Below are 12938 nucleotides of genomic sequence, written 5' to 3'. Positions count from 1 at the left end.
TCATCAAACCAATTATCTTTGTAAAAAACCTATTAAATGAGTTCTACCATGATTGCCCCTTCCGTTTTAGCAGCCGATTTTGCCAACCTACAACGCGATATCGAAATGGTTAATGAAAGCCAAGCCGATTGGTTTCATATTGATATTATGGATGGTGTTTTCGTCCCCAATATCTCATTCGGAATGCCAGTCTTAAAAGCAATAAGTGAACACGCCAACAAAACAATCGATACTCATTTGATGATCGTAGATCCGGACAGATATATTAAAACATTTGCTGAACTAGGCAGTAATATCTTGACTGTTCATTATGAAGCATGCACGCATTTGCACCGAACATTACAAGCCATTAAAGCAGAAGGCATGAAGGCTGGAGTCGCACTTAATCCGCATACAAGTATCACTGTATTAGAGGATGTTATCCGAGATATTGATATGGTGTGTTTAATGAGTGTGAATCCTGGTTTTGGTGGACAAAAATTTATAGAACAGACCTATGAAAAAGTTCGTAAACTAAGAAGAATGATCAATGACAATGATGCGAACACCATGATAGAAATAGATGGAGGAGTAACTGATGTGAATGCAAAAAACTTAGTTGACGCTGGAGCGGATGTTCTAGTTGCGGGAAGTTTTGTCTTTAAAAGTGCCGACCCGCTTACTACTATTGCCGATCTTAAAACCATTTCTAATTTATGAGTTACGACCTCATTATTGTTGGTGGTGGCCCAATAGGTATAGCCTGCGGATTAGAAGCTCAAAAACAAGGTCTAAATTATCTAATCATTGAGAAAGGTTGTATTGTAAATTCATTGTACAATTATCCTGAGGGGATGACCTTTTTCTCGACTTCTGATAAGTTAGAAATAGATGATATTCCATTTATTAGCAAAAATGCAAAACCCTATAAGGACGAGGCGCTAGAATACTATCGTCGCATTGTGACTAACAAATCACTGAATATTAATCTTTTTGAAAAGGTACTTTTATTAAAGAAGGAAAATGAGCTTTTTGAAGTAACAACCGAAAAAGATTCATATTCCGCAAACAACCTAGTGCTATCAACGGGATTTTATGACATTCCTAATCTACTAAAGGTGCCTGGAGAAGATCTGCCTAAAGTGAAGCATTACTATGACAATGCTCACTACTATGCACAACAGAAAGTTATTGTTGTTGGTGCAAATAATAGCGCAGTAGATGCCGCTTTAGAAATTTATCGAAAAGGTGGTGATGTCACGATGATTATTCGAGGTGAAGGTGTTGGAAAACGAGTGAAGTATTGGGCAAAACCAGATATTGAAAATCGGATAAAAGAAGGAAGCATCAAAGCTTTTTACAATAGTACAATTAAGGAAATAAGAGAGAAAGATTTGGTAATTACTACCGATAAAGGTGAAGTAGTTCTAGAGAATGATTATGTATTAGCACTTACTGGATATCAGCCAAACTTCTCATTTTTAGAATCGATTGGGGTCTCATTATCTGAAGACGGAAAACGAATTCCACAATACAATCCGGATACTATGGAAACCAATATAAGCGGACTTTTCCTAGCCGGTGTTGTTTGCGGAGGTATGGAAACCCATAAATGGTTTATTGAGAATTCTCGTATTCATCCTGGCATGATCATGAATACAATCTTAAAAAGCGATCACAAGTGAATTCACAGATTATGAAATCAAAAAAAGTAATTTGCATATTTCTTTTGATGATAGGCTTCAATTTTAGTTGTCAAAATTCAAAGAAAACGGATACCAATACAACTGCAGAAAAAACTCTAGTTGTAGAACGAGGTGCTTTTCATTATGACGTCTTCACTATTAAAAATGACTCTATCTTTTTTGAACCAAAACAGATTAGAGAAGGTGCAACTTCAAGGTATTATACCCCTTTTGGAAAAAAATTATCTAAAGAACGTCTAGATGCATTTTTTAGCTTGTTAGATAGCGATAGTTTTATGATGTTGAATGATCATTACGACAGCAACAAATCAGATAATAGCATTCTTGTAGTTACTTACACGTTTGGTGATAATAGTAAAACCATTACCTGTGAAGATTTTGAAAGAAATTGCCCTAATGTAATGCAATATATCGAGCAGCATATGATTCGACTTTCGGGCAAAGATTTAAAACGTATCAATTTACCAGGTTAATTATGCCGATTGTAGATTTTTGCCATATCCAAATTCAGCATCAATCGCACGCGATCATATAATTCTGGAAGTTTTTGCTTAAACTCCTGCGGCGTTTCAAAAAAGCACTCAAAAACTACCGACAAAAACTCGTACTGATTTTCGAAAGCATAGTCACGAAAATATCCCAATTTAATTACCCGATCTTTAATCTCTGGCTGCGCCAAGGTTTGAAGTAAATTAGTAAACTGTCTCGCAAAAAGCTGACAACTTATTGTTTCATTAATTTTACAACTAAAAAACAAGGCGTGGGTAAATTCGTGAACGCCAAGATTTCTATTATCATCAATTATCTCAATTCCTTTTTTAAAATCCTTCCAGGATAACACTACTACTCTGGCCGCTGGATTGTGTTCTCCTTTATGATATTTTTCAGTGATATTTGAAAAATATTCGTCGGGATTAACAATAATACTGTCTACACTATCATATAAATAACCTCGCATACCAAACGTTAGCATTACCGGTATTGTCGCGATCAAAACCTTCTTATCATGCGACATTTCGATGTTATTACCGATAAATCGATGGTTCTTAATAAACCGTTTTAGGCGATAATCAAAAAAACGCTTTTCGCTCGCCGTTAGTTTTGAATAAAATAAGCTGTTTTGTGCAATAAAAATCTTCCATCGTTTGGGGAGCACTTCAGGGGTATATGGAAAATGAACAAAAAACGGCTTGTTAAAAATTCGAATATAAATTCGCTCCAAGAACAAGGGAGAAATTAGTACAATTGAAGCTCCAATTAACCAAGAAACAGCGGATATTTCCATACTTGCAGAAAGATAGAAAAAATGAAATACTAATAGCTATATTTAGTAATCTTTAAAATCACACGGATGAATCTTTCAATGAGTATTCCAGCATTATTATTTCCTGCAATCTCGCTAACAATGCTGGCATATAATGCACGTTATTTGGCAATAGCGGCTTTAATAAGACAACTTCACAATGAATATCAACAGGAGCTATCGGCTAATGTCGGGTTACAAATTAAAAATTTACGTAAACGACTAAGGCTTATTAAAAATATGCAGGCTGTGGCCATTATCAGTTTTCTAACTAGTGTTATCACAATGTTCCTATTATATGTTGAGAGTATGGATCTAGCCAATATTGTTTTTGGGATTAGTCTTATCTGCTTAATGGTCTCATTATTCTTATCCTTGGTTGAAGTACAGATATCAACCAAGGCTTTGTCCATACGCTTAGACCGTATTGAGGAAAGAAAGTAATTTCTTCTTATATTCAACTAACAAATAACCAGACCTATAGTCGTCCTATCGGTATTTTATGAATAAAACCGTTTTTGTCATTTTATCCATTCTATCAATAATTAGTTATATAATTGCTGGAATACTACTTACCATTTATTTCACAGAAGAAAGTCCTGGCATGATCATGATTTTTTTAATCCCCACATTACTTGCTGGGCTTGTATTTGGTGTTATTGCTTTCTTTTTAAAAAGGAATAAGAAGTTTATAACCAATCCCTTTTTAAATGGATTATACTATTTGAATATTGCACTTATGGTCGTAGGACTGGCTGCACTTGTATATACATTTTTAAACTGATACTATAAAACCCTTTTAGTGTTCCTGGCAGGAGTTATATATCCTTTGGAGTACAGGGTTCCAAATAAGAAACCATACAAAACTACCAGACGGTAGCCTTGTGTTTCAAAATCGCTTATAAAAGCTTGACTTTGGATTATTTGTATTGGGCAGGATTACATATCCTTTGAAGTACAATGTTGCAAATAAGAAACCATACAATGCCTACGCATTGAGGTTTTGCGTTTCAAATCGCTTACAAAAGTTGGCACTTTTGACGCTCTTTGAAACACAAAACCATGCTTCTTCGAAGCATGGTTTCTTGAGTGTCGTGACCCCGGCAGGATTCAAACCTGCAACCCTCAGAGCCGAAATCTGATATTCTATTCAGTTGAACTACGGGGCCGATTTCGCGACTAGGTGCGAATCCTATTTAATTAGAAAGCTTTGCTTTCACAATGTTTGATATGGTCTTTCCATCGGCTTGGCCAGCTAGTTCTTTATTAACCAGTCCCATTACCTTACCCATATCTTTCATGCCTGTTGCTCCTACTTCATCGATAGTCGCGACAACTACACTTTCTATTTCTTCTTCTGTTAATTGTTGTGGTAAAAACTGCTCTATCACACCAGCTTGTGCTAGTTCAGGATCAGCAAGATCTTCACGACCTTGTTCGCTAAAAATAACAGCACTATCCTTACGCTGCTTTACCAACTTTTGCAATAACTGAATCTCTTGAGCTTCTGATAACTCTTCCTTAGCACCACTTTCTGTTTGTGCTAACAAAATAGCCGACTTTACAGCACGAAGTGCAGCTAAAGCCGTCTGGTCTTTCGCCTTCATTGCCTCCTTCATCTTTGCCATGATATCTTGTTGTAAGCTCATTTCTTTAAATTTTAATGAGTGCGAAGATAGTATTTTGAGTGGGAAAGTTCAAAAGAATGGTTAAGACAATTATATCAATATGGAAGAAGGGTCTCGATACAATTTTTGTAATTCAGATTTCATCTTCATTACAAAAATCACTCGACCTGACATTTTGATTTACAGTTGTCAGGTCGAGTGGTTTTTAGATGAACGATAGTGAAGCTAAAAATTGTATCGAGACCCTTTTTACATACAAAAAAACCCGGAACAAAAAAGTGGCTGGTTCCGGGTTTTACATCAATAAACTAACTACTAACTAATCGACATTGTCGTGCAAGAACGAGTTGTTAGAACGCAATTGAAGATCATCGTTTTCATCGGTTCCTAAGGTCGTTCTTGACGGGCTAGGGTCTTCATCAGATGGCACTGAATCGTCAAGATCAACCCCCATACGTTTATAGGCCGGAATTTTTTCAATATCATCAATTTTCGATGCATTGGTCCGGAACTTATAATTAAAGTCTTTCATTGTTTTTTTGCGCTCGTTAGCGCGCTCCTTCATCAAATCAGAAATCGAACTGTTAAATGGATCAACTTCGTCAGTTTCTGACGCTTCCTCTTCAATTTGTTCAGCAACAACTTTCTTTTGTATTGCTAGCTCCTGATCTACTTCTTCTTGAGTCACCTCAGCCGACGCACTATTTAAAGTCGACTCCACTTCCATATAATCTTCAAGACTATACCTAGTTTCATCTCCTACTTGAACAGGTTGGGCTACGACTTCTTCAGCATCTACCACATCCATATCTTTTACCTCTTCTGACAAATCAAATCGAAGTACTTCTTCCTCTGAATCGTCGCTAGCTGCGGTATCAGATAATGGTAAATCAAATGTCAAGGTGAATTGTTCTTCATCCCCTAACACCTTCGGCTCATTCACTTCAATCTCATTGACTACTGGTGTGATAATAAAATCATCTTCCTCTTCAGCAATAGGCTCTGGTGTTTCGAATGTGATTTCTTCCTCTACTTCCTGAACTGCTTCTTCTGCAACAACATCAATTACTTCTTCATAAACCACATCTATATTTCGAATAAGCTCAGTGGTCGGGATCAAATCCATTTTTGATTTCGTCGACTCAGCAGGCTCAGGCTCTTCATCTTCTTCCAACAATACGTGACGCACTATTTTAGGCGTCTCTTCTTTTACTTCATTAGCTTCAGAAGGCGATGTTAATGGCTTAGGATCGAATGTCTTTTTAGGATTTAAATCCTGAATAGCTCCTTGCTCAGCACCTAAAGTATGAATGATCTTTTTTGACTCAGTATTTACAATCTCATCTTGTTGCTCTGCATTAAACCCTGTTGCAATAATCGTTACAGAAATGGCATTATCTAACTCTACATCCTCGCCAACACCCATGATGATATTCGCGCTATGTCCAGCTTCCGTTTGAATATGATCGTTAATTTCACCAATCTCATCAATCGTGATTTCCTCAGTGCCAGAAACAATTAGTAACAAGACATTTTTAGCGCCTTTTATCTTATTGTCATTTAGTAAAGGTGAATCTAAAGCTTTCATAATAGCTTCGTTCGCACGGTTAGAACCTGACGAACTAGCAGATCCCATGATCGCAGTACCACTATTAGAAAGCACTGTTTTAGCATCACGTAAATCAATATTCTGAGTGTAATGATGTGTTATTACTTCAGCAATTCCTCGTGATGCAGTTGCCAATACTTCATCAGCCTTAGCAAAACCAGCTTTAAAGCCAAGGTTACCGTATACTTCTCTTAGTTTATTATTATTGATTACGATTAAAGAATCAACATGCTGGCGTAAGTTCTCAACGCCCAACTGCGCTTGTTCATTTCGCATTTTTCCTTCAAACTGAAATGGAATAGTAACAATACCTACCGTTAAAATGTCCATCTCCTTTGCCATTTTTGCAATTATCGGTGCAGCACCTGTACCCGTACCACCGCCCATACCGGCCGTGATAAAGATCATTTTGGTATTTGTGCTCAACATTGCTTTAATGTCTTCATAACTCTCCACCGCCGAACGCTCTCCTATTTCAGGATTTGCACCCGCGCCTAATCCTTCAGTAAGGGATACTCCTAACTGAATTTTATTTGGAATCGAGCTATTTTCTAATGCCTGAGCATCGGTATTACAGATCACAAAATCGACCCCTTTAATACCTAACTGAAACATATAGTTAATTGCATTGCTACCACCCCCGCCAACACCAATAACCTTAATGACGTTAGATTGGTTCTTCGGGAGATCGAAATCGATGTTATTTTCGAATTCTGTAGTGCTCATATTGTTGCTTTACTGGTTTTTGTTGTTTTTACTTTAATCTTACTGTCACTTCGAGTGATTTTGATTGATCCCGAGAATTCGGGAGAAATCAAAATAGTATCGAGAAGCTTCTGGATGCCTTAAATGATCTCGATACAATTCCTCATTCTTCGGAATCACTCGATCTGACATTGGCTGCATCCCTACTCCGCGTTATCCAAAAAGTCCTTCAACTTTTCAGACCATTTATCTAAAATCGACTTACGTTCTGTTTTTAGACGTGTTGTCGATGGTGCTTCTTTTCGTTCTTCGTTTCCTTCTATTCCCTCAGAAACTTCTGACTCCATTTCATCATATATCTCATCCTCTGCAAATGCTCTGGACTTCTTTTCCAAGGCATTCATGAGTAACCCTACAGCAGTAGCATACATAGGACTAGCTGTATCTGTATCAGAATCTCCCGCCAAATGCTCGTTAGGATAACCAATACGTGTATCCATTCCCGTGATATATTCTACCAACTGCTTCAAGTGCTTTAATTGAGAACCTCCTCCGGTTAAAACAATTCCTGCTATTAGCTTCTTTTTTTGTTCCTCGTGACCATAATTTTTAATCTCTAAGAATACCTGCTCAATGATCTCTACAACTCTTGCATGAATGATCTTTGACAAGTTTTTCAGTGTGATCTCTTTCGGCTCTCTTCCTCGTAATCCGGGAATTGAAACGATTTCATTGTCCTTATTTTCTCCTGGCCATGCAGATCCGAACTTAATCTTCAAAAGCTCCGCCTGCTTTTCAATAATCGAGCAACCTTCTTTAATATCCTCGGTTACTACATTGCCTCCAAAAGGAATTACCGCAGTATGTCGGATAATCCCATCTTTAAAAATTGCAAGATCGGTCGTCCCACCACCTATATCGATTAACGCAACACCCGCTTCTTTTTCTTCCTGACTTAGCACAGCATCGGCAGAAGCAAGTGGCTCTAGCGTAATTCCACCAAGCTCTAAACCTGCGCTTTTAATGCACCGACCAATGTTTCTAATTGAAGAAACCTGACCTACAACCACATGAAAATTCGCTTCCAAACGGCCGCCATACATTCCAATTGGTTCAGATATTTCGGCCTGACCGTCTACCCTATATTCTTGTGGCAACACATGAATGATTTCTTCACCCGGAAGCATCACCAATTTATATACTTGGTTGATTAACTTCTCGATATCATCTTCATCGATAACCTCATCTGCGTTCGGTCTAGTGATATAATCACTGTGTTGTAAACTGCGAATATGCTGGCCAGCGATACCAACAACTGCTTCGTCGATACTAAAATCCGAAACGCTTTCCGCTTCTTGAACAGCTTGTTGAATTGACTGAATTGTCTGCGTGATATTATTCACAACACCCCTGTGTACACCTAAACTTTTCGATTTTCCAATACCAAGCACCTCCACCTTACCGTAATCATTTTTACGACCTATCATTGCCACAATTTTTGTGGTTCCAATATCTAATCCAACAGCCACGTTCGTTTTTTCCATGATCTATTTTTTGGTACAGACTACCTGGTTTTCGAATCTAAGATCTACTTTGTTGTAGGTAACCAGCATACTATCTTTTAATGCTTTTTTATAAAAAGCCTTTAAATTTTTAATTTTTCTATCCAACTTATCAGTATCTCCAAAAACCACTCTCAATTCATTAGTTCGAAATCTAAATTCGAAACCATGCAACGCATTTTTGTCGATAGTGATTACTTCTTTCTTCAAAAAATCATCTTCTCTCACTTTCATCGCCGCTGTATAGAGTGATTCTATATCTGACTCCAAGATATTTCCACTAATCAATGGTACTCTTGCTGAATATTCGGGTGACAATGGCATTTTTTGCCCTTGTATATCGATGTAATATGATCCATTTTCAACAACTCTAGCAATCGGTGTTCGTTGCTCAACTTTTGCCTTAAGTATACCATTTACTGACACATAGACTTCTGCATTTTGAATCATTTTGTCAGCGATCAAATTCGCCTCCATCTTACCCAAAACTAACCTATCTTTAAACATACTCGTAAGCCCTTGTTCATTTTGTATCAACAATTTATTAACGGTCGTTTCAGATATAAAAAGATTATCATGCTTCTCATCAAATGAGACTTTTACATCGCCTATTTTTTGGGAATCATGTCTGATAGAAGTAAAAGCGTACAAACTTGAAACCACCATAACCATTAGGATTATCCGTATGTTCACCCAATTAAACTTCATTTAATATCGCTTCTTTTATTTTTGGAACTTCAACACCGATGTCTCCTGCACCTAATGTCATTACGATCCGTGCGTCGCTACTCATTACTTCATTTATTAACCAACTTTTGGGTATTAATTGCTTGCGCTGATTTTTGATTTTTGAAAGCAACCAACTCGATGTTATTCCGGGAATAGGCTCTTCCCTTGCTGGATAAATATCTAACAATAACAGCTCATCAAACTTGGATAAACTGACAGCAAAATCATCAGCAAAATCCTTGGTACGACTGAATAAATGTGGCTGAAAAATTGCCAGCACTTTTTCATCAGGATACATCTCCCTCACTGCCTGGTGCGCCGCATTAATTTCCGTTGGATGGTGAGCATAATCGTCGATAAAAACACGCTCTTTTCTATTTACTTGATAAGAGAATCGTCGATAAATTCCTTTAAAGTTTTTTAATCCTTTCTTTAGAATCTCAACATCCACTCCATAATGATATGACATCGAAAAAGCGGCAAGGGCATTTAATAAATTATGTCTTCCTGGTAGGCTTAACTTGAAATTTGAAAAGGTCTCCTCAGGTGTTTTAATATCGAATACATAAGAACCATTATCAACACGAATATTAAGTGCCTGATAATCCGATTTATCTTCTAGGCCATATGTCAAAATTTGTATATGACCAGGATTACCAATAGGGAAATCAAGTCCATATCTAAGAAAAAGCACGCCACCATTAACTATCTTATTAGCAAATTCCTTAAATGAATCTTGTAAACTTTCTGCATTTCCGTAAATATCTAAATGATCAGCATCCATAGAAGTAATGCAAGCGCTATCTGGGAAGAGCCTTAAAAAAGAACGATCAAACTCATCAGCCTCTACTACCGAAATATCATTTCCTTTTAAAATAAGATTGGAATTGTAATTTTCAGCTATACCACCTAAAAAAGCAGTCATTTTTAGATCAGTTTCAGCCAATAAATGCCCCAATATTGTACTTGTCGTTGTTTTGCCATGAGTTCCGGCAATCGCCATGCAAAAGGTGTCTTTGGTAATAAAACCTAATACTTCTGATCGTTTATAAACTCCAAAAGCATTTTCTATGAAATAACATAGTTCAGAATGTGAAGCTGGGACAGCAGGTGTATAGACCACCAAAGTATTCTCTTTATCAAGAAACGAATCAGAAATAAGATTTACATCGTCTTCAAAGTGAATGGCAACATCTAAATCTTCAAGTTCCGATGTTATTTTAGAAGGTGTTTTGTCATAGCCGGCTACCTCTTTACCTAACATCTTGAAGTACCGCGCAAGTGCACTCATACCGATGCCACCAATACCTATAAAATAGACGTTATGTACCTTATTAATTTCCAATTTTTCTTTTATTCACCCATTTTGCAACTTACACCCCTCTTAATCTCCCCTCAAGGGGAGAAACTTTACTTACTAATTCCTAATTTCAACAACTTCTCAACCTCATCAACTATATCACTTGTCGCATTGGCCAATGCCAATTTCTTAATATTAGATTCTAGCTCTTTTTGCTTTTCTTCAGATGAAAGCAGGCTTTTAAACTCATTTTCAAACCTATCGTCTAGTTCATTTTCTCTAATCAAAATCGCAGCGTTTTCCTTTGCAATTGACTGCGCATTTTTTGTTTGATGATCTTCAGCTACATTGGGGCTTGGAATGAAAATTACTGGCTTACCCACTACACATAATTCTGACACTGAACTTGCTCCTGAACGAGAAATTATGACATCAGCAGCTGCGTATGCCAAATCCATTCTGTCTAAAAAAGTATGGACTTGCACGCCTTCATTCTCAGTATATCTGCTATATTCCTCAATATATAATTTACCGCATTGCCAAATTAACTGTACATCATTCTGTGAGAAGAAATCTAATTTCGATTCAACAAATCGGTTGATGGCTCTTGCTCCTAAACTTCCTCCTAGCACCAGAACTGTTTTCTTGTTAACATCCAGCTTAAAAAACGAAGCTGCCTCATTGCGCTTACTGTCAATTGTCAATAAGTCTTGACGTATTGGATTACCCGTTTTTATAATCTTTTCTTTAGGAAAAAAGCGTTCCAAACCATCATAAGCAACACAAATAGCCTGCACCTTTTTACTTAATAACTTATTTGTGATTCCCGGAAACGAGTTTTGTTCTTGTATTAAGCTAGGAACCTGCTTTCGTACCGCCATTTGCAATAGTGGACCACTAGCAAAACCACCAGTGCCAATTGCAACATCAGGTTTAAATTTGCGAACAATACGTCTCGCTTTCCATAAACTAGAAATCAACTTAAAAGGAAATAGTAAATTTTTTAGGGTCAGCTTACGTTGCAGTCCAGCTATCCACAAACCCTCAATCTTATAACCAGCCTTTGGCACCTTTTCCATCTCCATACGATCACTGGCACCCACAAATAAGAATTCAGTGGTTGGATATCTCAATTTTAATTCATTTGCAATCGCAATGGCCGGATAAATATGTCCGCCTGTTCCACCGCCTGATATAATAACTTTATACTGCTTCACTTAACACCGCCAACGGATTTTCGTTTCCGTCTTCATCATATAGTTCTAATTCCTTAATCTCTTCTCTTTTTGCACTTACGCTTAGCACAATTCCCAATGCCAAACAGGTCATCCAGATAGAACTACCACCCGAACTTATAAGGGGTAATGTTTGGCCCGTTACTGGAAATAATTCTACAGCAACCGCCATATTAATAAGCGCTTGAAATACAATCGGCAGCCCTACGCCAATCACCAATAATTTCCCAAACACAGTCGGAGCTTTTAAGGCCGCTATAACTAATCGAAAAAGCAGCATCATATATAGAAATATGATTGTAAATGCGCCTAACAACCCCCATTCCTCAACAATTATTGCGAAAATAAAATCAGATATAGACTGCGGTAAAAAGTTCTTCTGTACGCTTTTGCCGGGGCCTTTACCAAGTGGCCCTCCTGTAGCGATTGCTATTTTAGCTTTTTCAATTTGATAATCGGCTTCAGTATCTTCACCATCAACAAAATTATCGATACGACTTATCCATGTATCGACACGATTTGGAAAGAGATCCGGAAATGCTTTAGCCGTAAGCAGAAATAAGCTCAGCCCTAATAAACCAGCTCCCAGAATAATTCCTAAATATTTAATGGGATATCCTCCTAAAAAAGTTAACATCAAGACCATTGCAAAAACAATAGCTGTAGTAGAAAAGTTAGCTGGTAGTATAAGTGCCAAAATCACAAAAACGGGTAACCATAGAGGCACCAAGGTCTCTTTAAAGGTTACTATTTTATCTTTTATTTTGGATAAATACCTCGCTACATAAATCATAAGCACTACCGATGCCAAAGATGACGTTTGGAACGTCATCCCGACGAAAGGAACACGAATCCATCTACTTGCATTTGCCCCTCCAATTGTGTTGCCTTGTGCCATTGTATAAATAAGCAACACCACGACTACAGGAAGCATCAAAACCGATAAACCCGAAAAATAATGATAGGGTACTTTATGAATAGCATATATAACAATAAAGCCCAGTAACAGTAAAACACCGTGCTTTATTAAATGACCCATTGTGGTACCGTTGCCAACTACGTATACCAAATTGGTGCTTGCGCTATAAACTGGCATAAATGAGATAACAGCGAGTAGTCCGACTACCGCCCATATCACTTTATCACCTTTTATATTTTGAAAAATACTATTCACTACTTCCT

General features: G+C 37.4%; 13 protein-coding genes and 1 tRNA gene. 5 read left to right on the top strand and 9 right to left on the bottom strand.

The genetic code is table 11. The features are described 5' to 3' along the window. Positions 1-36 precede the first annotated feature (36 nt). The 3 genes from rpe to GWK10_RS13865 are packed head-to-tail and all read left to right on the top strand — an operon-like array spanning position 37 to position 2158. On the top strand, positions 37-699 hold the full coding sequence (gene rpe, locus GWK10_RS13875; protein ID WP_164032978.1) for a ribulose-phosphate 3-epimerase: 663 nt from the start codon (positions 37-39) through the stop codon (positions 697-699). Beyond that, entirely contained in the window at positions 696-1664 is a 969-nt protein-coding gene (locus GWK10_RS13870) for a YpdA family putative bacillithiol disulfide reductase (RefSeq protein ID WP_164032977.1), read from the top strand. The genes rpe and GWK10_RS13870 overlap by 4 nt, the downstream gene beginning before the upstream one ends. An 11-nt stretch (positions 1665-1675) precedes the next feature. Then, a complete protein-coding gene (locus GWK10_RS13865) occupies positions 1676-2158 on the top strand; it encodes a hypothetical protein (RefSeq protein WP_164032976.1) in 483 nt (160 codons plus the stop codon). Here GWK10_RS13865 and GWK10_RS13860 read toward each other — a convergent pair. Next, positions 2155-2970 carry a zinc-dependent peptidase gene (locus tag GWK10_RS13860; protein ID WP_164032975.1) on the bottom strand — a complete coding sequence of 272 codons (816 nt, stop codon included), beginning with the start codon at positions 2968-2970 and terminating at the stop codon, positions 2155-2157. The genes GWK10_RS13865 and GWK10_RS13860 overlap by 4 nt on opposite strands. Positions 2971-3036: 66 nt before the next feature. Between GWK10_RS13860 and GWK10_RS13855 the strand changes: the two genes are divergently transcribed. After that, the gene (locus GWK10_RS13855) at positions 3037-3432 is read left to right on the top strand and encodes a DUF2721 domain-containing protein (protein ID WP_164032974.1); all 396 of its coding nucleotides are present in this window, start codon (positions 3037-3039) and stop codon (positions 3430-3432) included. 58 nt (positions 3433-3490) lie between these two features. Continuing rightward, positions 3491-3772 (top strand): hypothetical protein, encoded by a 282-nt coding sequence (locus GWK10_RS13850; protein WP_164032973.1) that lies wholly within the window; start codon positions 3491-3493, stop codon positions 3770-3772. A gap of 311 nt (positions 3773-4083) precedes the next feature. Here GWK10_RS13850 and GWK10_RS13845 read toward each other — a convergent pair. The 8 genes from GWK10_RS13845 to GWK10_RS13810 all read right to left on the bottom strand — a co-directional run bounded on the left by GWK10_RS13845 (position 4084) and on the right by GWK10_RS13810 (position 12930). Beyond that, positions 4084-4157, bottom strand: a tRNA-Arg gene (locus GWK10_RS13845). Positions 4158-4184: 27 nt separating this feature from the next. Continuing rightward, positions 4185-4637 carry a GatB/YqeY domain-containing protein gene (locus GWK10_RS13840; protein WP_164032972.1) on the bottom strand — a complete coding sequence of 151 codons (453 nt, stop codon included), beginning with the start codon at positions 4635-4637 and terminating at the stop codon, positions 4185-4187. Positions 4638-4935: 298 nt separating this feature from the next. After that, positions 4936-6951 (bottom strand): cell division protein FtsZ, encoded by a 2016-nt coding sequence (gene ftsZ, locus GWK10_RS13835; RefSeq protein WP_164032971.1) that lies wholly within the window; start codon positions 6949-6951, stop codon positions 4936-4938. Positions 6952-7133: 182 nt separating this feature from the next. Then, positions 7134-8474: a cell division protein FtsA gene (ftsA, locus tag GWK10_RS13830; protein ID WP_164032970.1), complete on the bottom strand. Its 1341-nt coding sequence runs from the start codon at positions 8472-8474 to the stop codon at positions 7134-7136. A gap of 3 nt (positions 8475-8477) precedes the next feature. Further along, a complete protein-coding gene (locus GWK10_RS13825) occupies positions 8478-9200 on the bottom strand; it encodes a cell division protein FtsQ/DivIB (protein ID WP_164032969.1) in 723 nt (240 codons plus the stop codon). Then, positions 9190-10566 carry a UDP-N-acetylmuramate--L-alanine ligase gene (gene murC / locus GWK10_RS13820; protein ID WP_164032968.1) on the bottom strand — a complete coding sequence of 459 codons (1377 nt, stop codon included), beginning with the start codon at positions 10564-10566 and terminating at the stop codon, positions 9190-9192. The genes GWK10_RS13825 and murC overlap by 11 nt, the downstream gene beginning before the upstream one ends. A 65-nt stretch (positions 10567-10631) precedes the next feature. Next, positions 10632-11738 (bottom strand): undecaprenyldiphospho-muramoylpentapeptide beta-N-acetylglucosaminyltransferase, encoded by a 1107-nt coding sequence (gene murG / locus GWK10_RS13815; protein ID WP_164032967.1) that lies wholly within the window; start codon positions 11736-11738, stop codon positions 10632-10634. Then, complete coding sequence (locus GWK10_RS13810) at positions 11725-12930, bottom strand: FtsW/RodA/SpoVE family cell cycle protein (protein WP_164032966.1); 1206 nt, start codon at positions 12928-12930, stop codon at positions 11725-11727. Before GWK10_RS13810 ends, murG begins: the two co-directional genes overlap by 14 nt. Positions 12931-12938: the final 8 nt, after the last annotated feature.

This window comes from Spongiivirga citrea, from assembly GCF_010671565.1.
Taxonomy (GTDB): Bacteria; Bacteroidota; Bacteroidia; order Flavobacteriales; family Flavobacteriaceae; genus Spongiivirga; species Spongiivirga citrea.
Note: the sequence above shows the minus strand (reverse complement) of the source record. Positions and strands in the feature narration are given on the sequence as shown.